The organism is Arthrobacter sp. zg-Y895, assembly GCF_020731025.1.
Lineage (GTDB): Bacteria > Actinomycetota > Actinomycetes > Actinomycetales > Micrococcaceae > Arthrobacter_B.
In genome coordinates, this window is the sequence record NZ_JAJFZY010000014.1 from 65,068 (window position 1) to 91,810 (window position 26,743).

Sequence of the window (26,743 nt, forward strand, 5' to 3'; positions counted from 1 at the left end):
GAAGAATGCTCCTGCCGGACGCCGGGACGGCTTCGTCCCCTCCAGCCTAGTGCAGGGGCACCCCCGGTGTAGACCTGTGCGGACGGATCATCCCGGCTGAGCAGGCACAGGCGGCCTGACCGTACCGAGCGTCCGCATAGACTTCTTTCGTGGCCATTGAATCAACGCAAATCACTAAACAGGTTGTGGGCGGTGCGCTGGTGGACAGCCTCCGGCAGCCTTCCCGGATATTGGCGGCCCGCCGGAGCGCCCCGGAAGCGCTTGCCGGGTTGTGGGAGTTCCCGGGCGGAAAAGTGGAACCCGGAGAAAGCTGCACGGAGGCCCTGCACCGCGAACTCGCCGAAGAGCTGGGCATCCGGGTGCAGTTGGGTGCTGAAATCACCGGGCCGCTGGACGAAGGGTGGAGGCTGAACGACGTCGCTGCCATGCGGGTCTGGTTCGCCGAGATCACCGAAGGAACAGCCGAGCCCCTCGAAGACCACAGCGAGCTCCGCTGGGTTGACCTCAACGCAGAGGCACTGATGGGCCTCGCCTGGATACCGGCGGACCTGCCGATTGTCACCGCGCTGCTGGAGGCTGTTACTGCGGCTTAGCCGCGGTGGCGCGCCACCGGGCTGTCCGGGAACGTGCTAGAACAGGGCGTCCTGGGGCGAGGCCGCGGTGGCGGTTTCCTTCCCGGTCACGGCGCGGGTGGCATGGGTGCCGGCGGGCCGCAGGAACCGTGCCCCGCCGGTAAAACCGTACTTGGCCTTGAAGAACCGGATCCGCCCGGCCAGCCAGTCCCGGTATTCCTTCGACGCATACGTTCCCTTGCCGTACAGGTCAGCGTATTTGCCGGAGAGCTGCGGGTAGTGCCGGGCAATGAACTCGAGGTACCACTCGCGGGCACCGGGCCGCAGATGCAGCGCACCCGCCGTGACCCCCGTGGCGCCGGCCGATGAGAGCGCGGAGAACAGGGCATCGAGGGATTCGTCGCCGTCGGTCAGCCAGGGCAGGATCGGCATGGCCATGACCGAACAGGGGAGTCCGGCATCCCGCAGCCGGCTGATCAGCTCCAGCCGCGCACGGGGTGTGGGCGTTCCCGGTTCCGCCCGCTTAGCCAGTTCGGGGTCCACCAGTGCCAGCGAAATACCCATGCCGATTTCGGTCTGCCCGGAGGCCTCCTTCAGGAGCGGGATATCGCGGGCCAGCAGGGTGCCCTTCGTCAGGATGGAGAAAGGCGTGCCGCTGTCCGCCAGGGCGCGGATGATGCCGGGCATGAGCTGGTAGCGGCCCTCGGCCCGCTGGTACGGGTCCGTATTGGTGCCCATGGCCACATGGTGGTGCTGCCAGGAGGGCCGTGCGAGTTCCCGCTGCAGGACTTCGGCAGCATTGACCTTGACCACCAGCTGGCTGTCGAAATCGGCGCCGCTGTCCATATCCAGGTAGGTGTGGGTCTTGCGGGCGAAGCAGTAAACACAGGCATGGCTGCAGCCGCGGTACGGATTGACGGTCCATTCGAAGGGCATATTAGAGCCGCCGCCCACCTTGTTGAGCACCGACTTGGCCACGACCTCGTGGAAGGTCACGCCCGCAAAGTCCGGCGTACGCACGGAGCGGACCAGGCCCTGCAGCGGGATGAGCGGATCCGTGGTGCCCGAAACTGCGGTAAGCGGCAGTGCTGCAAGGGGTGGTCCTGCAGGGGACGTTGCTGCACCGGGAGTTTCTGCAGGCCCTCCCGCAGGGGGCACTGCCGAAGCGGCCTGGAGCGAACCGGATGCCGTAGCCGGCCCGGGCTCCCCTTGGGCGGTTCCGGGTTCGTTGCCCTTCGCGGGTGATGCCTTCAGTTCCTGACCTTGCCACCTCATCCCATTATTAGAACATATGTTCGAATCAGGGGGTAGTGCCGCTGGGCGGGCGCCGATGCCGGACTGCCGGGGTAACGCGGGTCCGGGGGCGCCGCCGCGGCCTTCCGGGGTTCGGCCGGTACCCGCCGTCGCGCAGCCCGGCCAGCCGTTCAAACGGATTCGCCGACGCCGGATCGCCGGCAATCACGCGCGAGAGGGCCGCAGCCGCAGAGTACGCGGGCAGGAAGAACGGACCCAGGAGGGCATACTGCGTGCTGTGGCGCGTCTCGTGGCGCAGCAGCGGGCTGTCCGGCGCGTGGATGCGGCGGGCCGAGGAGGAACGGTAGAGGACCACGTTGCCGACGGTGAACGCGGCCGCACGGGGGAGTGGCAGCGGATAGCCCTCGGCGAGGGTGATCTTCTGCGGCCCCGGGGTGATGCTGCACCCGGTGGCCCGCGCCAGCAGCACACCCGCAGGGGTGGAGAGATTCAGCAGATTGATCCAGCGGCGGATAGAGACTGCGCGCGGTCGGAGAACGATCGGTACGGACGGCATGGAACCTCCCAGCGGCAGTATGACGGCCCGGTCGGGGGCGTCTACTAGACTTGCAATGATAAGCCAGAACCCAACTAGGGCCGGAAACAGGTAAGAACAGTACATGTCTAACTCCACACCGGGGACCGGTTCCCCAGATACTTCCCCTGAGGGCACCCAGCCCGAGCCGCCGAATCCGCTGGATGAAGCCGCCATAGCCGCCGCCGTCGAGCAGGCGCTCGCCGCCATTGCCGCGGCCGCGGACCTGAGTGAGCTCAAGGAAGTCCGGATTGCCGTCACCGGCGAGAAGTCGCCGCTGAGCGGAGCGAACCGGACCATCGGCAAGCTCCCCAAGGACCAGAAGGCCGCCGCCGGCAAACTCGTGGGCCCCGCCCGCGGCCGGATCAACTCCGCGCTCGCCGCCCGCACCGTTGAGCTTGAAGCGGAGCGCGACGCCCGGATCCTCGTCGAAGAGGCCGTGGACGTCACCGCAGCTCCCCGCCGCCGGCACATCGGCGGCCGGCATCCCATCTCCACCCTGCAGGACCGGGTGGCGGATGTGTTCGTCGGCATGGGCTGGGAAATCGCGGAAGGCCCCGAAGTGGAATCCGAGTGGTTCAACTTCGACGCGCTGAACTTCAAGCCGGACCACCCGGCCCGAGAAATGCAGGACACCTTCTTCGTGGAACCGCCCGAGGCGCACCTGGTTATGCGTACGCACACCTCCCCGGTACAGGTCCGCTCCATGCTTGAGCGCGACCTGCCGATCTACGTGCTCTGCCCCGGCAAGGTGTTCCGCACCGACGAGCTGGACGCCACGCACACCCCGGTCTTCCACCAGTTCGAAGGCCTGGCCATCGACAAGGGCCTGACCATGGCTGACCTGGTCGGCACCCTGGAGCACTTCACGCGTGTTCTATTCGGTGATGAAGCGAAGGTCCGGCTGCGGCCGAACTACTTCCCCTTCACCGAACCCAGCGCCGAGCTGGACATCTGGCACCCGGGCGCCAAGGGCGGCCCGCGCTGGATCGAATGGGGCGGCTGCGGAATGGTCAACCCCAACGTGCTCCGCGCCGCCGGGATCGACCCCGAGGTCTATTCAGGTTTTGCCTTCGGCATGGGCATTGACCGTGCCCTCATGTTCCGCAACGAGGTTTCGGACATGCACGAAATGATTGAAGGCGACGTACGTTTCAGCGAACACTTCGGGATGGAGATCTAAGTGAGAATCCCACTTTCCTGGCTGCGCGAGTATGCCCAGGTACCGGCGGACGCAACCGCCGAAGACGTGATGGAAGACCTCGTGCGCGTTGGTCTGGAAGAAGAAGACGTCCACCGTCCCACCGATGACCTGCAGGGTCCGATCGTGGTGGGCCAGGTGCTCAGCATGGAGCCGGAGCCGCAGAGCAACGGCAAGACCATCAACTGGTGCACGGTCCGTGTGGTGCCGGAAGGTGCCGAGCAGCCCCTGACCGGCAAGGGCATCGAGCCCTCCGGCGTGCAGGGCATTGTCTGCGGCGCGCACAACTTCAAGGTAGGGGACAAGGTTGTTGTCACCCTGCCCGGTGCCGTGCTGCCCGGAGACTTCCGCATCAGCCCGCGCAAGACCTACGGCCACGTCTCGGCCGGCATGATTGCCTCCGTGCGAGAACTCGGCATCGGCGAGGACCATGACGGCATCCTGGTGCTCTCCACCCTGGGGCTGGACCCCGAGGTGGGCACGGACGCGATGGAACTGCTCGGCCTGTACGACCAGGCGGCGGAAATCAACGTCACTCCGGACCGCGGCTACGTTTTCTCCATCCGCGGCGCCGCCCGTGAATATGCCCACGCCACGGGCACCAAGTTCACCGACCCGGCTGCCGCCGTCGTTGTTCCGCAGGCAGACGGCAACGGCTACCCGGTGCGGCTCGACGACGCCGCGCCCATTTACGGCAAGCCCGGCTGCGACCGGTTCGTGGCCCGGACCGTCCGCGGCGTCGATACCTCCCGGCCCACCCCGCCGTGGATGTCCTCGCGCCTGCGCCTGGCGGGCATGCGGTCGATCTCGCTGGTAGTCGACATTTCCAACTACGTGATGCTCGAACTCGGCCAGCCGCTGCACTTCTACGACCTGGATAAGCTCACCGGCGAGATCGTGGTCCGCCGCGCCGCCGAGGGCGAAACCCTGAAGACCTTGGACGAGAAGGAACGCCGGCTTTCCCCGGAGGACCTGCTGATCACTGACGGAACCGGTGCCATCGGCATCGCCGGCGTGATGGGCGGAGCTGCCACCGAGGTTGCCGACGGAACGCAGAATGTCCTGATCGAAGCCGCCCACTTCGAGGAAGTCAGCATTGCCCGCTCCCGCCGCCGGCACCGGCTGCCCTCCGAAGCGTCCAAGCGCTTCGAACGCGGCGTGGACTGGAACGTTGCCGACGTCGCCGCGCAGCGTGCGGTGGACCTGCTGGTGGAACTCGCCGGCGGCACGGCCGATGAGTCCATTACCGACGTCGGCACGGCCCCCGCGCCGCGGCGCATCGAACTGCCCGCACAGTTCCCGGCCCAGCTGATCGGCCTGGACTTCACCGAGTCCCAGATCACCGGGACGCTGGAGGACCTGGGCGCTACGGTCGAGAAGACCGACGACGGCTACCTGGTGACGCCGCCGAGCTGGCGCCCGGACCTGGAGACGCGCGAGGACCTCACTGAGGAAATCATCCGACTGGTGGGCTATGACAAGATTCCGTCCACCCTGCCGGTCGCCCCTCCCGGGCGCGGCCTGACCCGCCTGCAGCAGCAGCGCCGCCGGCTCATGCAGTCACTTGCAGCAGCCGGCCTTACGGAGGTATTGGCCTATCCGTTCGTGACCGAGGTGGACAACAACACCTTCGGTGCTCCGGAGCCGGGCACCCGCCCGGCCCTGAAGCTGGCCAATCCGCTCAGCGCCGAGTACGGCTACCTGCGCACCTCGGTGCTGCCCGGCCTGTTCGAGGTTGCGAAACGCAACATGTCCCGCGGCTTCCGGGATCTGGCACTGTTCGAATCGGGCACGGTCTTCCTGCCCGGCGAGCACCTGGGCACGGAGAGCATCCCGCCGCTGGGTGCCAAGCCGTCCGAGGAAGTCCTGGACGAGCTCTACGCCGGAATTCCCGACCAGCCGCTGCATGTGGGCGTCCTGCTGGCCGGCCATGAGTCCGCTCCCGGTGCCGGCAACACGCCCCGCGCCTGGGACTGGGCCGACGCCGTCGATTACGCCCGGTTGATGGGCGACGTCCTCGGCGTGGAACTCGTGGTGGAACAGGGCACCCACCAGGCGTTCCACCCCGGCCGCACCGCACGCATCGCACTGCGCAGCGGCGAGACCGTGGGCTACGCCGGCGAACTGCACCCCAAGCTCCTGGCCGCACGGGACATGCCTGCCCGCACGGTGGCTGCGGAACTGAACGTGGATGCGATTTTCGACGCCGCCCCCGACGTCATCGTTGCCCGTCCGATTTCCAGCTTCCCCATTTCCACGCAGGACGTGGCGCTGGTGGTGGCAGAGGACGTTCCCGCCGAGCAGGTCCGCGAGGCACTGCGCGAAGGAGCCGGGGAACTGCTCGAAGATGTGGCCCTGTTCGACGTCTACGCAGGGCAGGGCATTGAGCCCGGGCACAAGTCGCTCGCGTTCGCGCTGCGCTTCCGCGCGCCGGACCGTACCCTGACCGCGGACGAAGCCTCCGAGGCCCGTGCCGCAGCCGTCTCGCTGGCCGCCGAACGGTTCGGTGCCGTTCAGCGCTAGGGTTATCCAACCAACCAGCAGGCTCCGCCGGATGTCGTTATCCGGCGGGGCCTGCTGCGTTTAAGCCCTGCCGTTTGGGTAAGCCCTGCCGGATTCCGGCGGGAACTGAACACAGCTGCCGCACTCCGGACCGTTCGCTAAGCTGTGGCGATGACATCCTCCGGCCCGCACTGGTACCTCTTCGACTACGGCATGGTGATTTCCACCGCCCCCGCCCCGGAGGACTGGCGGTTGCTGGAACAGGCCACCGGCCTCCGGGAGCTGGCGGCCGGAACGAGCCCGTATTGGGAAAGGCGCGAAGACTTCGACGCCGGCCGGCTGACCCCGGCGCAGTACTGGGGAAGCGTGCTTGGCCGGGATCCGGTCCCGGCAGAGGTGGAAACCTTGGAGGAACTGGACGCCGCGCAGTGGTCCCATCTGAATCCCCGGACAGTGGAGGTATTGCAGACGCTGCACAGCGACGGCGCCAACCTTGCCCTGCTCTCCAACATGCCGGCGGGCATGTCGCGGCGGTATTCCACCGAATCGTCCTGGGCGCAGTATTTCTCGAAGCTGTACTTCAGCGGGCAGATGGGCCTGGTGAAGCCGGACCGGCGGATCTTCGACCGGGTGGTTGCCGGCCTTGGTGCTGCGCCGGAGGGCATCGTCTTTATCGACGACAACCTGCAGAACATTTCGACGGCTCGGGCCATGGGGTTCCACACGGTGCTCCACACCAGCGGGACGGACCTTCGGGCCGAGCTTGCCGGGCGTGGCCGGTAAGAGCGGGCTCCGCCGGCAGCACCGGGACGGGCCGGCTGCACTTGGCGGAGCCGCTTCCGGCTTACGGAACCAGTAGTACCTTTCCGGTGGTCTTCCGCCCTTCAAGGTCAGCGTGCGCACGGGAGGCCTCGGCCAGCGGATAGGTCTGTCCGATCCGCACGTCCAGCTTGCCGGCCAGAACCGCGTCAAAGAGTTCCCGGGCCCGCCACCGGCGTTCTTCGGGTGTGAGCAGGTAATGCGCAATCGTGGGCCGGGTCAGGAACAGGGAACCGGAGGAGTTCAGCCGCTGGATGTCGAACGGCGGGACCTGCCCGGAGGCAGCGCCGAAGAGCACCATCATGCCCCGGGTGCGCAGGCTGGCGAGCGAGCCGTCGAAGGTGGCCTGCCCGACGCCGTCGTAAACCACGTCCACTCCCTGCCCGCCGGTGAGGGCACGCACCTGACCGGTGAAACCGTCATAGCGCAGCACATGGTCGGCCCCGGCGCCTTCGGCCAGGAGCTCCTTCTCCTCGGTGGACACGGTGGTGATCACCGTCGCGCCCTTGGCCTTGAGCAATTGGATCAGCAGCAGTCCGACGCCGCCGGCACCGGCATGCACCAGCGCCGTCTGTCCTTCCTGCACCGGAAACGTGGAGTTGCACAGGTAATGCGCGGTAATACCCTGCAGCAGCAGTGCCGCAGCGGTGTCGTCCCGGATGCCCCCGGGCACCGGCAGCGCCACGTCCGCGTCCAACAGCATGTACTGCGCATAGGCCCCGCCACCTTCTGCCGTGGCTACCCGGTCACCCTCCCGGAAGCCGGATTCAAGCCCTGCGGACACCACGGTCCCAGCGGCCTCCGAACCGGGAATGAAGGGATATGACATCGGATAAATGCCACTGCGCTTATAGGTGTCGATGAAGTTCACCCCGGTTGCGGCGACCTTGACCAGCACCTGCCGCGGGCCGGGCTGCGGCAGGTCAACGTCTTCATAGCGCAGGATTTCCGGTCCGCCCGGCTGCGGGACGACAATGGCTTTGTGCATGGCATGGCCTCTTTTGCTGGCTGGAACGTACTGGCTCGATATGGTCCCCATCATACGGTTTGCATAAATATTGGAGACAGTGCATAAGTGTGCTGTAGGGTGGGGACATGACGATTTCCGTAGCAGTCTCGGGCGCCAGCGGCTATGCCGGGGGTGAAGTGCTGCGCCTGCTGGCCGGCCACCCGGAGGTTTCCATTGGTGCCATCACGGCCCACAGCAATGCCGGCAGCCGGCTCGGGGAGCTGCAGCCGCACCTGCATTCCCTCGCCGACAGGGTGCTGGCGGACACCACCGTCGAGACGCTGGCGGGACACGACGTCGTTTTCCTCGCCCTGCCGCACGGCGCCAGCGCGGGGATTGCCGCCCAGCTGGATCCGGACACGCTGGTGATCGACGCCGGCGCCGACCACCGGCTCGAGGATCCCATCGCGTGGGAAAAGTTCTACGGTTCTCCGCACGCGGGTACCTGGCCCTACGGACTGCCCGAACTGCCCGGACACCGCGACCGGCTCAAGGGCGCCCGCCGGATTGCCGTCCCCGGCTGCTACCCGACAAGTTCCCTGCTCGCACTGACACCCGGCTTTGCCGCCGGCCTGCTGGAGCCGCAGGACGTCGTCATCGTGTCGGCCTCCGGCACCTCGGGCGCCGGCAAGGCCGCCAAGCCCCACCTGCTGGGCTCGGAAGTCCTGGGCGGCATGAGTCCCTACGGTGTGGGCGGCACCCACCGGCACACCCCTGAAATCGAACAGGGCCTGTCCGCCGCCGCCGGAGAGCCCGTGGCCGTGTCCTTCACGCCCACGCTTGCTCCGATGGCCCGCGGCATCCTTACCACCGCCACCGCGAAGGTCCGCCCCGGCGTCGACCCTGCGGCCCTGCGCACAGCGTGGGAACAGGCATACGCGTCAGAACATTTCGTCCGGGTGCTGCCGGAAGGCCAGTGGCCCGCCACCAAGATGGTGGTCGGCTCCAACTACGCCGTGATGCAGCTCGCCTACGACGCCCACGCGAACCGGGTGATTGTCAGCTGCGTCATTGACAACCTCAACAAGGGAACAGCCGGCGGCGCCGTGCAGTCCATGAATATTGCCCTCGGTCTGGATGAAACCGCGGGACTGACCCAGCAGGGAGTGGCACCGTAATGAGCGCCGAATCAACGACCAGTGCGACCACCGAAAGCACCACTGGACCCGTCACCGGCATCACCGCCCCGGCGGGTTTCCGTGCCGCGGGCGTGGCCGCAGGCCTGAAGGATTCCGGGGGACGCGACGTCGCCCTGGTCGTCAACGACGGTCCGTCGAAGGCTGCCGCGGCCGTCTTCACCCGTAACCGCATCACAGCCGCTCCGGTGCTGTGGTCCCGGCAGGCAGTGTCCGATGGACGGGCAGACGCCGTCATCCTGAACTCCGGCGGCGCCAACGCCTGCACCGGCAGCGAGGGATTCCGGAACACCCACACCACCGCTGAAAAGACCGCGGAACTCCTGGGGCTCAGCGCTTCCGACGTGCTTGTCTGCTCCACCGGCCTGATCGGCGTCCAGCTGCCGATGGACAAACTGCTTCCGGGCATCGAAGCGGCAGCCGGGCTCCTGTCCGCCGACGCAGGCGCAGACGCGGCGCATGCCATCATGACCACTGACAGCGTCGCCAAGCAGGCAGTCTTCACCGGCACGGACAGCGCGGGCCGGACCTACCGCATCGGCGGCATGGCCAAGGGAGCCGGAATGCTCGCGCCCGGACTCGCCACAATGCTGGTGGTCCTGACGACCGACGCGGATCTCCCGGCACCCGCCCTGGACTCGGCGCTGCGGGCCGCAACCGCTTTGACCTTCGACCGAACCGATTCGGACGGCTGCATGTCCACCAACGACACCGTGATCCTGATGGCCTCCGGTGCCTCAGGTGCGGCACCTGAAGCAGGGGAATTCGCCGGCGGACTCACGGAGGTCTGCTTCTCGCTCGCACAGCAGCTGATCACCGATGCCGAAGGCGCCAGCCACGACATCGCCATCACCACGGTCAATGCCGCCACGGTGGCCGACGCGGAAACCGCTGCCCGCGCCGTCGCCCGCTCCAACCTGTTCAAGACAGCCATCTTCGGCAACGATCCGAACTGGGGTCGGGTGCTGTCCGCGGTCGGAACCACCGATGTGGCATTCGAACCGGACCGGATTGACGTCACCATCAACGGCGTGCAGGTCTGCCGGAACGGCGGCATCGGAGACCCCCGGGAGAACGTGGACCTGGCACCGCGTGCGGTCAGCGTGGAAATCGACCTGCACGCGGGTACGGAAAGCGCCACGATCTGGACGAACGATCTCACCACGGACTACGTCCATGAGAATTCTGCGTACAGCAGCTAACCGGGGGACAGGCATGATCACACCAGCAGCGGCCGGCGAACGGCTGCGGGCACAGGACAAAGCGGCAACGCTGATCGAAGCACTGCCCTGGATCCAGCGCTTCGCGGGCACCACCATGGTCATCAAATACGGCGGCAACGCCATGGTTAACGACGACCTTCGACGGGCCTTTGCCGAGGACATCGTGTTCCTCCACCACGCCGGCGTGCACCCGGTGGTTGTCCACGGCGGCGGCCCGCAGATCAGCGCCATGCTGGACCGGCTCGGTATCGCCTCCGAATTCCGCGGCGGGCTGCGGGTGACTACTCCCGAGGCGATGGACGCGGTGCGCATGGTCCTGACCGGCCAGGTGGGCCGCGAGCTCGTAGGCCTCGTTAACGCGCACGGTCCCTACGCCGTCGGACTGTCCGGCGAGGACGGCGGCCTGCTGGAGGCCGTACGGACCGGCGTCGTGGTGGACGGAGAGGAACTGGACCTCGGCCTGGTCGGGGAAGTGACGGGGGTCAACCCCGGCGCGATCCTGGACATCATTGCCGCCGGACGGATCCCGGTGATCAGCACTGTGGCACCGGAGGTGGATGCCGACGGCGGCCCCACCGGACAGGTGCTCAACGTCAACGCCGATACGGCCGCCTCTGCCCTGGCCGTAGCCCTCGGCGCGTCGCGGCTGGTGGTCCTCACGGACGTGGAGGGCCTCTACGGAGATTGGCCGGACAAGTCCTCGCTGATCTCCTCCCTGACCGCCGGGGAACTGCGGGCCATGCTGCCCGGCCTCGAAGCGGGCATGATCCCCAAGATGCAGGCATGCCTCGCCGCCGTAGACGGCGGCGTTGACCGCGCCGCAGTAGTGGACGGCCGGATGGCGCACTCCATGCTGCTGGAAATCTTCACCGAAGCCGGAATCGGCACCCAGGTAGTACCGGAGGACAAAGATGCATAACCCGGATACCCGGGGCGCAATGCCCGGAACGGCAGCCCAGGGCACGCAGGAGGAATGGCTGAACCGCTACGGTTCCTCCCTGATGGGCGTCTTCGGTGCTCCGCAGCGGGTGCTTGTCCGCGGCAGCGGCTGCTATGTGGAAGACGCCGACGGGAAGCAGTACCTCGACCTGCTGGGCGGCATTGCCGTCAACTCCCTGGGCCACGCCCATCCGGCACTCGTGGCGGCGGTGTCCGATCAGCTTGCCACCCTCGGCCACGTGTCCAACTTCTTCACCAGCCTTCCGCAGGTGGAGCTGGCCGAACGGCTGCTGGCGCTTGCCGACGCTCCGCAGGGTTCGAAGGTGTTCTTTGCGAACTCCGGTGCCGAAGCCAACGAGGCAGCCTTCAAGCTGGCCCGGCGGAACTCCGACCCCGCTGCCGGTCGCACCCGGATCCTGGCGCTCGAAGGAGCTTTCCACGGCAGGACCATGGGAGCGCTGGCCCTCACGGCAAAACCTGCCTACCGGGAACCCTTCGAACCGTTGCCCGGGGGAGTGGAGCACCTTCCGTTCGGGGACATCGACGCACTGCTGGGCGCAGTAGATGAGACCGTAGCCGCTGTTTTCCTGGAACCGATCCAGGGCGAGGCAGGAGTACGGATGCTTCCCCCGGGCTACCTGCAGGCCGCCCGCGAGGCCACCCGCGCTGCAGGCGCGCTGCTGGTCATTGACGAAGTGCAGACCGGCATCGGCCGTACGGGCAAATGGTTCGCCTCCGAAGGCGTCCTTCCGGATGCCATGACCCTGGCCAAGGGACTCGGCGGCGGCTTCCCCGTCGGCGCCATGATCACCTTCGGCGAGCGGACCTCCGGGTTGCTGGCGGCCGGAATGCACGGCACCACGTTCGGCGGGAATCCCGTGGCTGCCGCTGCAGCCCTGGCTACCCTGTCCGTGCTGGAATCGGTTCTGGCCAATGTGCGCAGCACCGGGGACTACCTGCGCCGGGAACTCGCAGCTCTGGATTTCGTGGCCGAGGTGCGCGGGGAGGGCCTCCTCATCGGCATCGACCTGGTCGACGACGCTGCTCCCGCCATGGTCGCGGCCGCTCTGGAAGCGGGTTTCATCATCAACAGCACCGGCCCGGGAACGCTGCGGCTGGCCCCGCCGCTGATCCTGACTCCGGAGCAGGCCGGCACCTTCCTGGACGCACTGCCGGGTATCCTGCGAGCGGCCGCTGGTGGTGCCTCGGACACGGGTGCCGCTTCCGTTCCCGCCGCCGCGACCACCCCAGACTCCGTACCCGGTGCCACCGGCACAACCACTGAAGGAAAACCATGACCCGTCATTTCCTGGTCGACACCGACCTCACGCAGGCGGAACAGGCAGAAGTCCTGGATCTGGCCGATGCGCTCAAGAAGGACCGCTACAAACACCAGCCGTTCGCCGGCGAATCCACCGGCCGCAAGACCGTGGCCGTCATCTTCGACAAGACCTCCACCCGGACCCGGGTGTCCTTTGCGGCCGGCATCTCCGATCTGGGCGGCGTTCCGCTGATCATCGGCGCGGGGGAGTCCCAGCTGGGACATAAGGAGAGCGTCGCGGACACCACCAAGGTGCTGGAACGCATGGTTTCCACCATCGTCTGGCGGACCTACGCACAGGCCGGCCTGGAGGAAATGGCTGCCAACTCCTCGGTTCCGGTCATCAACGCGCTGTCGGACGACTACCACCCGTGCCAGCTCCTGGCGGACCTGATGACCATCCGCGAGCACAAGGGCAGGCTCGCCGGCCTCACGCTGGCCTACCTCGGTGACTGCGCCAACAACATGGCCAACTCCTACCTGCTCGCCGGCGTGACAGCCGGAATGCACGTCCGGGTGGCCGGCCCTCTGGGCTACCTGCCCGATCCGCGGATTGTTGACGCCGCTGCGGCCCGTGCCGAGGAGACCGGCGGCTCCGTGACCATCACTACGGACGCCGTCGAAGCGGTGGCCGGTGCCGACGTCGTCGCCACCGACACCTGGGTGTCCATGGGGCAGGAAGCCGAAAAGGCCGCCCGGCAGGAGCTGTTCCGCAGCTACGCCGTGGACGCCGACGCGATGGCGCAGGCGGCGGGCGACGCCGTCGTGCTCCACTGCCTGCCCGCCTACCGCGGCTACGAAATCTCCGCCGATGTGCTCGACGGACCGCAGTCGGTGGTCTGGGACGAAGCGGAAAACCGGCTGCATGCGCAGAAGGCCCTGATGGTCTGGCTCATGGCGCAGTCCGGCCTCACTGGAATTCCGGAGGCACGGGCATGACCATGCCGGCAACGAAGACGGCGCGCCAGGCGCGCATCCGCACCCTCCTGACGGGTCTTTCCATCCGTTCCCAGGCCGAGCTCGCGGCACTGTTGGCCGACGACGGCGTGCAGGTTACGCAGGCGACGCTCTCCCGCGACCTGGTGGAACTCGGTGCCGTGCGCATGCGCGGCAAGGACGGTGCCCTGGTGTATGCCGTTCCGTCCGAGGGCGGGGAACGGGCGCCTAAATCCGGAGTCACGCAGGAAGTGCTGGATGCACGGCTGGCCCGGCTCTGCGGTGAACTGCTGGTTACCGCCGAGGCGTCTGCGAATATCGTGGTGCTGCGGACTCCGCCCGGAGCCGCGAACTTCCTGGCACTGGCCATCGACCATTCCGTGCTGCCGTCGGTACTGGGCACCATCGCCGGCGACGACACGGTGATGATGGTGACCCGGGACCCCGAGGGCGGCCCCGACCTCGCGGCCCGTTTCCTGCGGATCGCAGACGAAGCCAGCAACAACGGCTCCGCACCCGAAAGCCGGATCCTGTAACCAGGTCCCGGCCCGCTGCACCACAACCCAAGACTTTCATCCTGAACCAACCAGCGGCCCCGTACGGGCCGCAACCAATGCAAGAGGAGCGAAATCCGTGAGCGAACGTATTGTTCTGGCCTATTCCGGTGGCCTGGATACGTCAGTAGCCATCGGCTGGATTGCCGAGGCAACCGGCGCTGAAGTTATTGCCGTTGCCGTAGATGTAGGACAGGGCGGCGAGTCCCTGGAAACCGTGCGCCAGCGAGCCCTGGACTGCGGCGCCGTGGAAGCCTACGTTGCCGATGCCCGCGAGGAATTCGCCACTGAGTACTGCATGCCGGCATTGAAGGCCAACGCCCTGTACATGGATGCCTACCCGCTGGTGTCGGCACTCTCGCGTCCCGTCATCGTGAAGCACCTGGTGGCTGCTGCCCGCCAGTTCGGCGCCACCACCGTCTCCCACGGCTGCACCGGCAAGGGCAATGACCAGGTGCGTTTCGAAGTCGGCATCCAGACCCTGGGCCCGGACCTGAAGTGCATCGCACCGGTCCGCGACCTGGCCCTGACCCGCGACAAGGCCATCGCCTTTGCCGAGGAGAAGAACCTGCCGATCGTCACCACCAAGAAGAACCCGTTCTCCATTGACGCCAACGTCTGGGGACGTGCCGTGGAGACCGGCTTCCTCGAAGACATCTGGAACGGCCCCACCCCGGACGTGTACGAGTACACCTCCGATCCGGCGTCGGCTTCCGCCCCGGATGAAGTCGTCATCACCTTCAAGGAAGGCGTGCCGGTCGCGATTGACGGCAAGCCGGTCACCCCGCTGCAGGCCATCGAGGAAATGAACCGCCGCGCCGGCGCCCAGGGCATCGGCCGGATCGACATTGTCGAAGACCGCCTCGTGGGCATCAAGAGCCGCGAAATCTACGAAGCCCCCGGCGCCATGGCGCTGATGGCTGCGCACCGCGAGCTGGAAAACGTCACGGTGGAGCGCGAGCAGGCCCGTTTCAAGAAGACGGTCGGCCAGCGCTGGACCGAGCTGGTCTACGACGGCCAGTGGTTCTCCCCGCTGAAGCAGTCCCTGGACGCCTTCATCGGCGACACCCAGCAGTACGTCTCCGGCGACATCCGCATGACCCTCGACGCCGGCCGCCCGGTGGTTACGGGACGCCGCTCCGAGTCATCCCTGTATGACTTCAACCTGGCCACCTACGACACCGGCGACAGCTTCGACCAGTCCATGGCCCGCGGTTTCATCGAGCTGTTCGGGATGTCCTCCAAGGTGGCCTCCGGCCGCGACCAGCGCCTAGCAGAAGGTAAGTAAGCACATGACAGACGGCAAGTCGCCAGAAGAAGCAGCGGGTACCGGGACCTCCGGTTCAACCGTCCAAGGTGCCCTGTGGGGCGGCCGGTTCGCCGGCGGCCCGGCAGACGCCCTTGCCGAGCTGAGCAAATCCACCCACTTCGACTGGCGGCTTGCCGGCTACGACATTGCCGGCTCGCGTGCCCACGCACGCGTGCTGCACAAGGCCGGCCTGCTCGACGACGGCGAGTTGGAGGGGATGCTTGCAGCCCTGGACCAGCTCGACGCCGATGTGAAGTCGGGTGCGTATGTGCCGGCGGAGTCCGACGAGGATGTCCACGGTTCACTGGAACGCGGATTGATTGAGCGGGCGGGAACCCAGCTGGGCGGAAAGCTGCGCGCAGGCCGGTCCCGCAATGACCAGATCGCCACGTTGGGGCGGATGTATCTACGGGACCACGCCCGCATCATCGGCGCCGGCGTGCTGTCCGTCATCGACGCACTGGTGGGCCAGGCGCAGGACCACCTCGGCGTGGCGATGCCCGGACGCACCCATCTGCAGCATGCCCAGCCCATCCTGCTCAGCCACCACCTGCTGGCGCACGCCTGGTCCCTGCTGCGCGATGTGCAGCGGCTGGCCGACTGGGATAAGCGTGCGGCAGTCTCTCCCTACGGTTCCGGTGCCCTGGCCGGCTCCTCGCTGGGCCTTGATCCGAACGCCGTGGCGGAGGACCTGGGATTCGATTCCGCTGTCTGGAACTCCATTGACGGAACTGCTTCCCGAGATGTCTACGCGGAGTTCTCGTGGGTTGCCGCCATGATCGGCGTCGACCTGTCCCGGGTCAGCGAGGAGATCATCATCTGGGCCACGAAGGAGTTCTCCTTCATCACGCTCGATGACGCCTACTCCACCGGGTCCTCGATCATGCCGCAGAAGAAGAATCCGGATGTTGCCGAACTTGCCCGCGGCAAGGCCGGACGGCTGATCGGCGACCTTGCCGGGCTGCTGGCCACCCTGAAGGGCCTTCCGCTGGCCTACAACCGTGACCTGCAGGAAGACAAGGAACCGGTCTTCGATGCTGCCGATACCCTCGAGGTACTGCTTCCGGCGGTGTCCGGGATGATCGCAACCCTGAAGTTCAACACCGAGCGGATGCAGTCGCTGGCGCCGCAGGGCTTTGCCCTGGCCACCGACATTGCCGAGTGGCTGGTCCGCCAGGGCGTGCCCTTCCGTGAGGCGCATGAGCTCTCCGGAGCCGCTGTGCAGCTGGCCGAGGGGCGCGGCGTCGAACTCTGGGACCTGACCGATGAAGACTATGCCGGAATCTCTCCGCACCTGACGCCCGAGGTGCGCACCGTGCTCAGCACCGAAGGCTCGCTGGACAGCCGCAGCTCCCAGGGCGGTACTGCCCGGTCCGCTGTCGAGCTGCAACTGGCGGAGCTGATCCGCCAGATCGGCGAGGTGCGCGGTTACGTAGGCTGAATCTGCGCGACCTGTGACGGACCCCGATGGAGTGCACCTCCCCGGGGTCCGTTTCTTTTTCGGTGCCGGGCTAAGGAGCAGGCGGGCGGGCGGGGCAGGCGGCGCCCGCACACGGCTACGCTGGGCGGCATGACTGATTCCTTCCGGGCCCGGCTGCGTGCCCTTCCGGACTTTCCCGTGAATCTTCCCGACTTCGATCCCTCTGCCGGGCCGCAGGACCCCGCAGAACTTTTCCGCGAGTGGCTTTCCGGTGCGCTGGCCGCCGGGGTGCGGCAGCCGCACGCGTTTTCCCTTGCCACGGCCGACGGAGGCGGGCACGTCTCCTCCCGGATGCTCATCCTCAAGGACATTGACGACGACGGCGGCTGGCAGTTTGCCACTGCCCGTACCTCGCGCAAAGGCGGAGAACTGGCCGAGAACCCGAATGCTGCAATGAACTTCTACTGGCCGGAACTCGGCCGCCAGATTCGCGTTGCCGGAGCTGTAGTGGAACTCTCCCGGCAAGCATCGGCCGCCGACTGGGATGCCAGGCCGGCATCGGACGGGAGCTCGAACCCGCAGTGGCAGCTGTATGCGCTGAAGCCGCGGGAAATCGAATTCTGGCAGGCACGTGCCGACCGGCATCACATCCGGCATCGGATGGTCTTCTGAGGCTCTGACTCCAGTGGCTCCGCGGCTCCAAGCCGGCAGCCGAATCGCAGGAGATATTCCGTTCCGGCGTTAGAACGGCGGCGTCTTGTGCGGCGGCGTCTCAATGGGCGCTCTCTCGTGCGGCGGGGTTTCGTGGGGCGGCGTCTCGGTGGGGAGGCGCCTCGTGGGGTGGTGGTTCCGCCCGGCGGTCAGGAGGCTCGTGGCCGGTGACACGCAGGCGGAGCTGGGGTGAGGTCTGGTAGGTCCGGCCGAGCGGTGAGGTCCATTCCAGGATCCCGGAGCTCGGTCCGTCGGTGGATTGGTGTGCTTTCCAGTGGCCGAGGGTCTTGAACCGGTGGTGTTTCCGGCACAAGTGGGAGAGGTTCGTATGCGTGGTTGGTCCGCCGTTTGCCCACGGCAGGGTGTGGTCGATTTCGGTGGTGGTGTGTCCTGCCGCGGGGGCGTCGCATCCGGGGAAGCGGCACGTTCCGGCGCGGGCCTGGAGCCAGCGCCTCAGGCCGGGTGGGATCCGGCGCCGTTTCCCGACACCGAGGATGTCCCCGGTGGCCCGATCCTGCACGAGGCCGGTGAGGTGGGTGGCGTTTTCGGCCAGCCGGCGGGCGGTTTCGGCACTGATGGGTCCGTAGCCGTTGAGCTCCGCGGGCTGATCGTCCAGGCCCAGGAGGGTGTCGGCGTTGACCAGCACCATAACCTCGGTTCGCGCACCGGCGCCGGTACCGGGTGGCGTCGGTTCGCTGACCGGACGGCCGTGTCCTGCCCGTCGCCGGTGCGGTGCCTGCGGTGCCTGCGGTGTAGACGGGTCCGGCGCGTCGTGCCTGGTAACCGGTGCGCCGGTCAGTAACGAAGTCAGAATGTCGGCGCGGAGCTGGCCGACGCTGCGGGGGTCTCCGGCGGCCTGTTCGCCGCGGGCCGCAGTGGTCAGGGCACCGTAGATCAGCTGTCCCTGTTCGGCGGCGAGGTAGGCGCCGAGTTCCGCCATCCCGTCGGGACGGGCTTCGAACCAGACCTTCCGTGCCTCCAGGGCTTTGCGGTGGCGGGGGATGAGGGTTTCGGGGTGCAGGCGTTCTCGCAGCCCTACCGCGGTCCGGGTGAACTGCGCGTCTGTATGTCCGGGTGCGCGGGCGAGCAGGTCCGTCTCGAAACGGGTTTGCTCGGCTCCGTCCAGGAACCGGCATTGGTCCAGGATGGTTCCGGCCTGCCGGCAGGTCAGATTGCCGGCTTCCAGGGCGCTGAGGGTAGCCGTGAACCCGGTGCAGAGGTCCAAGGCGTCGGCCAGCAGCCGGGCGGCTGCCTGGTAGGAGAGGCACAGCAGGGTCTGGGCCTCCGTGACGGTCAGGCTGAACACCTGCGAATGGTCCGCACTATGTCCCGCACCCGCTTTCCCCGGGGTGGTGCAGGCATCCCGGACGTGTTCGTGCAGACGCTGCAGGCTGCGTGCCTGCTGGGCGTACCGCCAGGCGTCCAGCGTGTGCAGGCGCTGAAGGACGGCCGACGTGGCTTCCTCGTTCAGGCGGGCAGGGTTCTGCAGGGCCAAGGTGCCGGTGAACCCGTCCGGGAACCTGGTCCGGCGTTCCGGGTTCTTGGGCCTGGCATAAAACACCCCGGCAGCGACTCCGCCGCCGACCCCGCCGCCCGTTTCGTCTCCGTGCTTCTCCATACCCCAAGGCTTTCAGCCCGCACCGACATTTCCGGCCCGAAAACCTGCCGGATCACCGCGGAACCGGACACCCCGGATACCCGTCTTTTCGCTTCGACTACCTACCCGACCCTCCCGGTGGCGCCCCCGCCGAAGCTACCCTTGGAAGAACCCCAGGAGGACGCGCCATGACCGAGTCCAACCCCGTCGAAACGCCGGTTCCCACCGGAAGAATCGAGCGCCGCCCCGACGGCTACACCCTGGTCTTTGAGCGCCGGTTCGATTTTCCCGCGGGCTACATCTGGGAGGTGTTGACCAACGGGGACAAGGTGGCCCAGTGGCTCGGCACAGTGACTCCCGGCTGGCAGCTCGGCAAGGAATACCGGCTGGACATGGGCAACGCGGAGGTCACCGGAACCGTACTGCAGATGAGCCCCGGACTTAGCCTGCAGTTCACCTGGGAGGATCCGCTGGGGGACGAATCCGTCCTCGACTGGCAGGTGCTGGAAACCCCCGACGGTTCATTGCTGCAGTTCCGCACGCATGAGCCCAGTGCGGATTTCCTCACCGAAGGCGCCGCGGGGTGGCAGGGGATCCTGGACGTGTTCGACGACGTCGCCGCGGGCCGGGAACCTGCCCGCGTGTCCATGGACCAGTGGCAGGCCCTCCGCGACGCGTACGCGGAGGAATTCGACGTCTCGCCCACGATGGGCCACGTGGATGCCGCCGGGATCGTCTTCGAACGCTGGTTCAACGCACCCGCCGGCGATGTCGGCAGCGCACTGGACCGTGCGACGTCGGAACTCGGCATCGGTGCGGAGGCCTCCGTTGACATTACGGACGACGGCGGCCGGACCCGCGTCGTCGTCCGGCAACCGCTGGGCGGCGGAAACGGCGGATCAGACGAGGCAGCGGCCCTGCTCGCCGCGTGGCACCAGGCACTGGACGCCGCCGGCGACCACGTTGCCGGAAACCCCTGGCATCCCAGCTCGCGCAGGCTGGCGGCCCTGAAGGAGTTCTACGGAGCCTCTGCCGGGAGCTTCTGAGCAGCAGCACGGAAAATCTCACCAATGAACCTTGCTACCGTCGGAGTATGGCTTTTGCGAGTGAACGAGAACGTCTTGCCGTCCCGGCCACCTCCGCCGCACCCCAGCTGTTGGGTGCGGTCCTGACCCACGACGTCGACGGCGAACGCGTCAGTGTGCGGATCACCGAGGTGGAGGCCTACATGGGCGACGCCGATCCCGGCTCCCACGCGTTCCGCGGCCAGACGGCACGAAACGCCACCATGTTCGGGCCGGCGGGACACCTCTATGTGTACTTCACCTACGGCATGCACTACTGCGCCAACATAGTCTGCGGAACGGAAGGCGATGCCACCGGGCTGCTGCTGCGCGCCGGCGAGATCATCGAGGGCGCGGACATTGCCGCCGTGCGGCGCGGAAACCCGCGCAACCCGCTGGACCTGGCACGCGGTCCGGCACGCCTGGCCCAGGCACTGGGCATTTCCCGGCCGCTGGACGGGGCGGATGTGTTCGCTCACCCCCTGCACCTTGCACTCCCCGCCGAACCGGCGGGCCGGGAAGTCCTGTCAACCGGACCGCGAGTGGGAGTCAGCGGCCCCGGCGGCTCGGACGAATATCCGTGGCGGTACTGGCTCACCGGGGACCCGACCGTGTCCAAGTACCGTCCCGCCCAGCCGCGCAGGCAGCCGGCCTCCGCGGCAGCTACGGCCCTGCGGACGTGAAACGCAGAACGGCGTTCCGGGTAACTGTTACCCGGAACGCCGTCTGCAAAACTGCTGCTAGGAGCGCGGAAGCGGTGCCTGCGCGGAAATGAGCTTCTTTTCCAGCAGCTCGTCCCAGAAGGCAGCCGGAATCTCGGCCTTCATCGCCGCAATATCCTCCGCGACACGTTCAGGCCGGCTGGAGCCCGGGATGACCGCAGCTACAGCGGGGTGAGCAGCGGAGAACTGCAGGGCAGCGGCTTTCAGGCTTACATCGTGCCGAGAGGCAACAGAGGTCAGCTCAGCAATCCGTGCCTTAACCTGCGGAGGGATCTCGGCGTAATCGAAGTAGTCGCCGCCCAGCAGGGCGCCGGAGTTGAAGGGGCCGCCGACGACAATGCCCACTCCCTTTTCCTGCGCCATGGGCATCATGCGCTGCAGCGCACGCTCATGCTGCAGCAGGGTGTACTGGGTGGCGGAGAGGTTCATGGTCGGCGCGGCCTCGTCCATGTCCATGGCCAGCTCGATGGGCTCGGTGGTGTTGACGCCCAGCCCCCAGCCGTTGATGACGCCCTCGTCCTGCAGGCGGGCGAGTACCCGGAACGCGCCGGTCCGCGCCTCGTCGAACTTGGAGATCCATTCATCACCGAGGAAGTCCCGGGACGTGTCGTGGATGAACACAAAGTCCAGGCGGTCCGTCTTGAGCCGGTTCAGGCTCTCCTCGATGGACCGCAGAGTGGCGTCCGTGCTGTAATCCGTGGCGATCTTGTTCGAACGCCCGTGGGTGAAGAGGCCGGAGCCCTTTTCTTCTTCCTCGTCCAGGATCAGCCGTCCTACTTTGGTGCTAAGCGCATACTCATCGCGGTTGTGCTGCGAGAGGACCTCGCCAAGGCGGGATTCCGCCAGGCCGGCTCCGTAGAAGGGAGCTGTGTCGAAGTAGCGGATGCCTGCGTTCCAGGCCGCTTCAACCGTCGCCAGCGCCTCTTCCTGGGGAATGTCGCGGAACATGTTTCCCAGCGGAGCTGTGCCGAATCCGATCTTGTTCTTAAGCACGTCGTGCAGGTTAGCCATATGTGTTGCAGTCCTTGACTGTTGGTGCGGGTAGATTCCGGTCCCGTCCGAGGGGCCCGGGACATGGAACCGCCTCCGGTTGCCGTTTATTCCTCTACCGGCCCGGACCGACAGCGCCGGATAGCCCGCGAGAGAAGTGCCACAGGAGCCCGTGCGGCTCCGGCGAAACGGGGTGGAACGGGTAAGGTAGACGGGTGAAAGATGCCCCGGCAGAACCGGATAACCACGAGTCCATTGAACAAACCATCGAACGCCTGGGCGCTGTAATCCCTGATTACCCCAAGCCCGGGATCGTTTTCCGGGACCTGACCCCGGTCTTTGCTGACGGGCCCGCCCTCCGGCGCGTAGTAGATGCCCTCATTGCCCCCTTCGAGGGACAGTTCGATTTCGTGGCAGGGGTGGAAGCACGTGGCTTCCTGCTTGCCGCCGCCGCTGCCTACGCCTCCGGCAAGGGCGTCATCACCGTGCGCAAGCCCGGTAAGCTGCCCCGCGAAGTGTTCTCCGAAAGCTACTCGATGGAGTACGGCGAGAGCACCCTGGAACTGCACCGCGACGACATGCCCGTCGGCTCGCGCGTCCTGATCCTCGACGACGTGCTGGCCACCGGGGGAACCCTCGGTGCCGCAGCACGCCTGATCCGCAAGGCAGGCGCGGAAGTGGCCGGATTCGGCGTCGTGCTGGAACTGGGCGACCTCGGCGGCCGGGACCGCCTCGGCGACACCCCGGTTACCGCCCTGATCCGCTACTAGGCCCGTCCCCTCAATGAGGGGAAGGCCCGTACGACACGCGTTCCTCGCAGGCAGCAGCTGAGAGAGAAACCGCATACATTAGGGACCTGCAAAAGTCCAAATGCACTGTAAGATTGACGCTCTGCCTTTGCGAGAGGGAACGCGAACATGCCTGAAACACCTTCAGCTTCTAACGAGCTGGAACACGAGCGTCAGTACGTCGCCGGACTGTACTCACGCCTCGATGAGCTGCGTGAGGAAAAGCGGGAACAGCTGGCCGCAATCCGGCGCAGCCACGCCTCGGGTTCGCACCAGAACCGTTCCGAGCGGGACGCCTTTGCCACCATGTACGAGGACCGCCTCGCGCAGCTGAACGCCGTCGACGACCGGCTCGTTTTCGGCCGTCTGGACCTCGACGACGGCGAAGAACGCTACATCGGCCGCATCGGCCTTTCGACGGCGGAGCTGCAGCGACTGATGGTCGATTGGCGCGCCCCCGAAGCCGGTACGTTCTACCAGGCCACCGCTTTCGAGCGCCAGGGCGTACGACGCCGCCGGCACCTGATCCTGAAGGGCCGCGACGTGCAGGCCATCGAGGATGACGTGCTGGACTACTCCATGCTGGAAGAAGGCGAAGCCCTCCAGGGTGAAGGTGCGCTGCTCGCGGCGCTGAACTCCAAGCGGACCGGGCAGATGTCCGACATCGTCGGCACCATCCAGGCCGAACAGGACCGCATCATCCGGGCTCCGCTTTCCGGCACCCTGGTGGTCCAGGGCGGTCCCGGTACCGGCAAGACCGCCGTGGCGCTGCACCGCGCAGCGTACCTGCTCTACACCCACCGGGAACGGCTGAAGTCCGCCGGTGTGCTGCTGGTGGGGCCGTCCAATGCCTTCATCCGGTACATCGAACGGGTGCTGCCTTCCCTGGGCGAGACCGGCGTCGTGATGTCCAGCCTGGGCCAGTTGATGCCCGGCATCACCGCAGCGCATGAAGAGGACCCGGCCACGGCCGAGGTAAAGGGACGGCTGTACATGGCCGACGTCGTCGCGCGTGCGGTTGCCAACCGGCAGCGGCTGCCCGCCGGTCCGCGGAAGCTGAACGTCGAAGGCACCATCCTCACGCTGACCCCCAAGCAGGTGCAGCGCGCCCGTGACAAGGCCCGCGCCACCGGCAAGCCGCACAACGAAGCCCGCGTCACCTTCGTGAAGATCCTGCTGCGCGAACTTACCGAGCAGTTGACCGAACAGCTTGAGGAATCGGCCGGAGCCGGGAACAGCACCGACCGGGCCTACCTCGCGGAGGACGTCCGCAGTGCCCGCGACGTGCGCGTGGCACTGAACCTGTGCTGGATGCCGCTGACACCGGAAAAACTCATCACCGAGCTGTTCAGCAAGCCCGGACACCTGGAAGCGGCTGCCCCGGACCTCTCCGACGCGGAACTGGACCTGCTGCGCCGCAGCCCCGAGGCACCGTGGACCGAATCCGACGTGCCGCTGCTGGACGAAGCCGCCGAGCTCCTCGGCGAGCTTGACGCCTCCGCCGGCCGCGAGAACGCACTCCGTGAGGAACAGCGCAAGCGCGACCTCGCAAATGCCGAAAGCGCCATTGCCAATACGGAGGGCTTCCTCGAGGACTCCGGCGCCCACGGCATCCTCTCCGCGGAAGACCTGGCAGACCACAACGCGGTGGGCGAGCAGCGCCTGACCGCTGCCGACCGTGCCGCCGTCGACCGCACCTGGGCCTTCGGGCACATCGTGGTTGATGAAGCGCAGGAGCTGTCCGCCATGCAGTGGCGGCTGCTGATGCGCCGCTGCCCGCTGAAGTCCTTCACCGTGGTGGGCGACATTGCCCAGACCAGCTCGGCTGCCGGGGCAACGTCCTGGCAGGCGGCACTGGATCCGTTCGTGGGGGAGCGGTGGACGCTCGAAGAGCTCACCGTGAATTACCGCACCCCGGCGCAGATCGCGGAGGCCGCGGTGCGCATGGCCAACGCTGCCGGCCTCGTGGTCTCCGCCCCGAAGGCCGTACGCGAAGGGCGCTGGGCTCCGTTCATTGACGAGGTGCCCGAAGACGGCCTGATCCAGCGACTGCTGGAGACCCTGCCCGAGGACCTGGACGCGCTCGACGGCGGCCTGCTCGCCGTTATCGCCGAGGACCACCGGCTCGCCGCGGTCCGCCGCGCGCTTTCCGGGGTGTACGGAGCCCGCGTGGGATCCGGCGCCGGCGGCCTGGAGCAGGACATCGTGGTGACCTCGCCGCGGGAGGCGAAGGGCCTGGAATTCGACGGCGTCGTCATCCTCGAACCGTCCGAACTGCTCACCGCAGCAGCCGGCAAGGTCGGCGACCTGTATGTAGCCATGACCCGCCCCACGCAGCGGCTGCGACTCATCGCTGCAAACGGGATCCCGGCAGGCATTCCCGAAGACTGATAATTTAGAAGGCGTGTCAGACAATATCGTGAACCCCGAGGGCCTCGACGCCCAGCAGAATGATTCCTCCTTCGCCAACATCTGGCAGGAACTCCAGTGGCGAGGCCTTGTGCACGTCTCCACCGATGAGGCGGAACTGGAAAAACTTCTTGCCGGGGGACCGATCACGTATTACTGCGGCTTCGACCCGACGGCACCGAGCCTGCACCTTGGCAACCTGGTGCAGTTGATCACCATGCGGCGCCTGCAGCTTGCCGGCCACCGGCCGCTGGCCCTGGTCGGCGGTTCCACCGGGCTGGTCGGAGATCCGCGCCCGACGGCGGAACGCACCATGAATACCAAGGAAACCGTTGGCGAGTGGGTCGGGTACCTGCAGGGACAGGTGCAGCGCTTCCTTAGCTTCGAGGGTGACAACGCCGCCCGCATGGTGAACAACCTGGACTGGACCGCTCCGATGAGCGCCATCGATTTCCTGCGCGACGTCGGCAAGCACTTCCGGGTGGGCACGATGATCAAGAAGGAAATCGTCTCCTCTCGCCTGAACTCCGATGAAGGCATCAGCTACGCGGAGTTCAGCTACCAGGTCCTGCAGGGCATGGACTACCTCGAGCTCTTCCGCCAGTACAACTGCGTGCTCGAGACCGGCGGGTCCGACCAGTGGGGCAACCTCACCAGCGGCACCGAACTGGTACGCAAGGTAGAGGGCAAGACGGTCCACGCACTGGGCACCCCCCTGATCACCAACAGTGACGGCACCAAGTTCGGCAAGAGCGAAGGCAATGCGGTCTGGCTGGACGGGAACATGACCAGCCCGTACGCCATGTACCAGTTCTGGCTCAACACCTCCGATACGGACGTGATTGACCGGCTCAAGGTCTTTACCTTCATGAGCAGGGCACGGATCGAAGAGCTGGCGCGTGCCGTGAAGGAAGCGCCGCACAAGCGGGAGGCACAGCGGGCCCTGGCCTACGACGTGACGTCACTGATTCACGGCACCGAGGCAACCGACAAGGCCATCGCTGCTTCGGCCGCACTGTTCGGGCAGGGTGACCTGACCGAACTCGACGAAGCCACCTTGAAGGCTGCGACGGAACAGCTGCCGACTGCCGTGGTGTCCCCGGATTCACTGGGCATCATTGACCTGCTTGTTGCGTCGGAGCTTTCCAAGACCAAGTCCGAAGCACGCCGCACGGTGTCCGAGGGTGGTGCCTACGTGAACAACGTCAAGGTCACTGACGCCGACGCCGTAGTGGACTCGAAGGACCTGCTCCACGGCCGGTACCTGGTACTCCGGCGCGGAAAGCGGACCCTTGCGAGCGTTGAGGTCTCCGCCGTATAGTTTTAATGCTTCCTTCGAGGGGCTTCCAGTGGGGGACTTCCACAGGGGGACTTCCACAGGGGACACTCAGTGGGGGACTTCCAGGGGAGCAAGGGGCCGCTTCGGCGAAACCCCTGCAGGACTTGGGGCAGTCCTCGCCGGTCAAAGGCGAGGCTGCCGGCCCTGAATAAGGGGTGCGGAGGCTTGTGCGGCGGATCACTCCGATCCGGTTTGCAAGGACCGGAAGCGATGTGTAAAGTTACATGAGTCGCCGCGGCCGGGACGCTGGAAAAGCGCCCGAGCATGGCGGCCAAACCCCAACAAAAAACAGAGTCCAACCAGTGCGCGCCCTTTGCAGGGCCGGTGGAAAAGACTCCGTTGGATGCTGGGTCC

At 66.8% G+C, this 26,743-nt stretch carries 23 protein-coding genes; 18 read left to right on the top strand and 5 right to left on the bottom strand.

What is annotated here, in order from left to right; translation table 11 throughout:
- Positions 1–149 precede the first annotated feature (149 nt).
- On the top strand, positions 150–593 hold the full coding sequence (locus LJ760_RS17110) for a (deoxy)nucleoside triphosphate pyrophosphohydrolase (protein ID WP_331460741.1): 444 nt from the start codon (positions 150–152) through the stop codon (positions 591–593).
- Between the two features lie 36 nt (positions 594–629).
- On the opposite strand, the gene LJ760_RS17115 is transcribed toward LJ760_RS17110, so the two are convergent.
- Positions 630–1,847 (bottom strand): Rv2578c family radical SAM protein, encoded by a 1,218-nt coding sequence (locus tag LJ760_RS17115; protein WP_227924539.1) that lies wholly within the window; start codon positions 1,845–1,847, stop codon positions 630–632.
- 25 nt (positions 1,848–1,872) lie between these two features.
- On the bottom strand, positions 1,873–2,382 hold the full coding sequence (locus tag LJ760_RS17120; RefSeq protein WP_227924540.1) for a hypothetical protein: 510 nt from the start codon (positions 2,380–2,382) through the stop codon (positions 1,873–1,875).
- 103 nt (positions 2,383–2,485) lie between these two features.
- On the opposite strand from LJ760_RS17120, the gene pheS reads away from it, so the two are divergent.
- From pheS to LJ760_RS17135, 3 genes are all read left to right on the top strand, one after another.
- Positions 2,486–3,583 carry a phenylalanine--tRNA ligase subunit alpha gene (gene pheS / locus LJ760_RS17125; protein WP_227924542.1) on the top strand — a complete coding sequence of 366 codons (1,098 nt, stop codon included), beginning with the start codon at positions 2,486–2,488 and terminating at the stop codon, positions 3,581–3,583.
- On the top strand, positions 3,584–6,124 hold the full coding sequence (gene pheT, locus LJ760_RS17130; RefSeq protein WP_227924543.1) for a phenylalanine--tRNA ligase subunit beta: 2,541 nt from the start codon (positions 3,584–3,586) through the stop codon (positions 6,122–6,124).
- 150 nt (positions 6,125–6,274) lie between these two features.
- Entirely contained in the window at positions 6,275–6,886 is a 612-nt protein-coding gene (locus tag LJ760_RS17135; RefSeq protein WP_227924545.1) for an HAD family hydrolase, read from the top strand.
- A 61-nt stretch (positions 6,887–6,947) separates the two neighbouring features.
- On the opposite strand, the gene LJ760_RS17140 is transcribed toward LJ760_RS17135, so the two are convergent.
- The gene (locus LJ760_RS17140; protein ID WP_227924546.1) at positions 6,948–7,910 is read right to left on the bottom strand and encodes a quinone oxidoreductase family protein; all 963 of its coding nucleotides are present in this window, start codon (positions 7,908–7,910) and stop codon (positions 6,948–6,950) included.
- A 107-nt stretch (positions 7,911–8,017) separates the two neighbouring features.
- Between LJ760_RS17140 and argC the strand changes: the two genes are divergently transcribed.
- The 9 genes from argC to LJ760_RS17185 all read left to right on the top strand — a co-directional run bounded on the left by argC (position 8,018) and on the right by LJ760_RS17185 (position 17,441).
- Positions 8,018–9,049 carry an N-acetyl-gamma-glutamyl-phosphate reductase gene (gene argC / locus LJ760_RS17145; RefSeq protein WP_227924552.1) on the top strand — a complete coding sequence of 344 codons (1,032 nt, stop codon included), beginning with the start codon at positions 8,018–8,020 and terminating at the stop codon, positions 9,047–9,049.
- Positions 9,049–10,269 (top strand): bifunctional glutamate N-acetyltransferase/amino-acid acetyltransferase ArgJ, encoded by a 1,221-nt coding sequence (argJ, locus tag LJ760_RS17150; protein ID WP_227924555.1) that lies wholly within the window; start codon positions 9,049–9,051, stop codon positions 10,267–10,269. The genes argC and argJ overlap by 1 nt, the downstream gene beginning before the upstream one ends.
- Positions 10,270–10,282: 13 nt before the next feature.
- Positions 10,283–11,209 (top strand): acetylglutamate kinase, encoded by a 927-nt coding sequence (argB, locus tag LJ760_RS17155; RefSeq protein ID WP_227924556.1) that lies wholly within the window; start codon positions 10,283–10,285, stop codon positions 11,207–11,209.
- Positions 11,202–12,527, top strand: coding sequence for an acetylornithine transaminase (locus LJ760_RS17160; protein ID WP_227924558.1), 1,326 nt, complete (start codon positions 11,202–11,204; stop codon positions 12,525–12,527). The genes argB and LJ760_RS17160 overlap by 8 nt, the downstream gene beginning before the upstream one ends.
- The gene (argF, locus tag LJ760_RS17165) at positions 12,524–13,489 is read left to right on the top strand and encodes an ornithine carbamoyltransferase (protein ID WP_227924560.1); all 966 of its coding nucleotides are present in this window, start codon (positions 12,524–12,526) and stop codon (positions 13,487–13,489) included. The genes LJ760_RS17160 and argF overlap by 4 nt, the downstream gene beginning before the upstream one ends.
- Complete coding sequence (locus LJ760_RS17170) at positions 13,486–14,022, top strand: arginine repressor (RefSeq protein ID WP_227924562.1); 537 nt, start codon at positions 13,486–13,488, stop codon at positions 14,020–14,022. The genes argF and LJ760_RS17170 overlap by 4 nt, the downstream gene beginning before the upstream one ends.
- 97 nt (positions 14,023–14,119) lie before the next feature.
- Positions 14,120–15,328: an argininosuccinate synthase gene (locus LJ760_RS17175; RefSeq protein WP_227924563.1), complete on the top strand. Its 1,209-nt coding sequence runs from the start codon at positions 14,120–14,122 to the stop codon at positions 15,326–15,328.
- A gap of 4 nt (positions 15,329–15,332) precedes the next feature.
- Positions 15,333–16,790 carry an argininosuccinate lyase gene (gene argH, locus LJ760_RS17180; protein ID WP_227924565.1) on the top strand — a complete coding sequence of 486 codons (1,458 nt, stop codon included), beginning with the start codon at positions 15,333–15,335 and terminating at the stop codon, positions 16,788–16,790.
- A gap of 129 nt (positions 16,791–16,919) precedes the next feature.
- Complete coding sequence (locus LJ760_RS17185; protein WP_227924566.1) at positions 16,920–17,441, top strand: pyridoxine/pyridoxamine 5'-phosphate oxidase; 522 nt, start codon at positions 16,920–16,922, stop codon at positions 17,439–17,441.
- A 100-nt stretch (positions 17,442–17,541) separates the two neighbouring features.
- Here the strand turns inward: LJ760_RS17185 and LJ760_RS17190 are convergent, their stop codons facing one another.
- Positions 17,542–19,098, bottom strand: coding sequence for an HNH endonuclease (locus LJ760_RS17190; protein ID WP_227924568.1), 1,557 nt, complete (start codon positions 19,096–19,098; stop codon positions 17,542–17,544).
- 167 nt (positions 19,099–19,265) lie between these two features.
- On the opposite strand from LJ760_RS17190, the gene LJ760_RS17195 reads away from it, so the two are divergent.
- Positions 19,266–20,123 (top strand): SRPBCC domain-containing protein, encoded by an 858-nt coding sequence (locus LJ760_RS17195; protein ID WP_227924569.1) that lies wholly within the window; start codon positions 19,266–19,268, stop codon positions 20,121–20,123.
- A 47-nt stretch (positions 20,124–20,170) separates the two neighbouring features.
- Complete coding sequence (locus LJ760_RS17200; protein WP_227924570.1) at positions 20,171–20,824, top strand: DNA-3-methyladenine glycosylase; 654 nt, start codon at positions 20,171–20,173, stop codon at positions 20,822–20,824.
- 57 nt (positions 20,825–20,881) lie between these two features.
- Here the strand turns inward: LJ760_RS17200 and LJ760_RS17205 are convergent, their stop codons facing one another.
- Entirely contained in the window at positions 20,882–21,874 is a 993-nt protein-coding gene (locus LJ760_RS17205; RefSeq protein ID WP_227924573.1) for an aldo/keto reductase, read from the bottom strand.
- A gap of 194 nt (positions 21,875–22,068) precedes the next feature.
- Between LJ760_RS17205 and LJ760_RS17210 the strand changes: the two genes are divergently transcribed.
- The 3 genes from LJ760_RS17210 to tyrS all read left to right on the top strand — a co-directional run bounded on the left by LJ760_RS17210 (position 22,069) and on the right by tyrS (position 26,371).
- The gene (locus tag LJ760_RS17210; protein WP_227924576.1) at positions 22,069–22,623 is read left to right on the top strand and encodes an adenine phosphoribosyltransferase; all 555 of its coding nucleotides are present in this window, start codon (positions 22,069–22,071) and stop codon (positions 22,621–22,623) included.
- Between the two features lie 147 nt (positions 22,624–22,770).
- Positions 22,771–25,032 (top strand): HelD family protein, encoded by a 2,262-nt coding sequence (locus LJ760_RS17215; RefSeq protein ID WP_227924578.1) that lies wholly within the window; start codon positions 22,771–22,773, stop codon positions 25,030–25,032.
- 13 nt (positions 25,033–25,045) lie between these two features.
- Positions 25,046–26,371, top strand: a complete 1,326-nt coding sequence (tyrS, locus tag LJ760_RS17220) for a tyrosine--tRNA ligase (protein ID WP_227924579.1) — start codon at positions 25,046–25,048, stop codon at positions 26,369–26,371.
- The last annotated feature ends 372 nt before the right edge of the window (positions 26,372–26,743 follow it).

Coding starts and splice junctions, on each gene's coding strand:
- argJ (WP_227924555.1), top strand. CDS start 9,049: ATGAGCGCCGAATCAACGACCAGTGCGACCACCGAAAGCACCACTGGA.
- pheS (WP_227924542.1), top strand. CDS start 2,486: ATGTCTAACTCCACACCGGGGACCGGTTCCCCAGATACTTCCCCTGAG.
- LJ760_RS17205 (WP_227924573.1), bottom strand. CDS start 21,874: ATGGCTAACCTGCACGACGTGCTTAAGAACAAGATCGGATTCGGCACA.
- LJ760_RS17140 (WP_227924546.1), bottom strand. CDS start 7,910: ATGCACAAAGCCATTGTCGTCCCGCAGCCGGGCGGACCGGAAATCCTG.
- argH (WP_227924565.1), top strand. CDS start 15,333: ATGACAGACGGCAAGTCGCCAGAAGAAGCAGCGGGTACCGGGACCTCC.
- LJ760_RS17115 (WP_227924539.1), bottom strand. CDS start 1,847: ATGAGGTGGCAAGGTCAGGAACTGAAGGCATCACCCGCGAAGGGCAAC.
- LJ760_RS17185 (WP_227924566.1), top strand. CDS start 16,920: ATGACTGATTCCTTCCGGGCCCGGCTGCGTGCCCTTCCGGACTTTCCC.
- LJ760_RS17200 (WP_227924570.1), top strand. CDS start 20,171: ATGGCTTTTGCGAGTGAACGAGAACGTCTTGCCGTCCCGGCCACCTCC.
- LJ760_RS17195 (WP_227924569.1), top strand. CDS start 19,266: ATGACCGAGTCCAACCCCGTCGAAACGCCGGTTCCCACCGGAAGAATC.
- LJ760_RS17215 (WP_227924578.1), top strand. CDS start 22,771: ATGCCTGAAACACCTTCAGCTTCTAACGAGCTGGAACACGAGCGTCAG.
- LJ760_RS17160 (WP_227924558.1), top strand. CDS start 11,202: ATGCATAACCCGGATACCCGGGGCGCAATGCCCGGAACGGCAGCCCAG.
- LJ760_RS17190 (WP_227924568.1), bottom strand. CDS start 19,098: ATGGAGAAGCACGGAGACGAAACGGGCGGCGGGGTCGGCGGCGGAGTC.
- argF (WP_227924560.1), top strand. CDS start 12,524: ATGACCCGTCATTTCCTGGTCGACACCGACCTCACGCAGGCGGAACAG.
- argB (WP_227924556.1), top strand. CDS start 10,283: ATGATCACACCAGCAGCGGCCGGCGAACGGCTGCGGGCACAGGACAAA.
- LJ760_RS17135 (WP_227924545.1), top strand. CDS start 6,275: ATGACATCCTCCGGCCCGCACTGGTACCTCTTCGACTACGGCATGGTG.
- argC (WP_227924552.1), top strand. CDS start 8,018: ATGACGATTTCCGTAGCAGTCTCGGGCGCCAGCGGCTATGCCGGGGGT.
- LJ760_RS17120 (WP_227924540.1), bottom strand. CDS start 2,382: ATGCCGTCCGTACCGATCGTTCTCCGACCGCGCGCAGTCTCTATCCGC.
- LJ760_RS17170 (WP_227924562.1), top strand. CDS start 13,486: ATGACCATGCCGGCAACGAAGACGGCGCGCCAGGCGCGCATCCGCACC.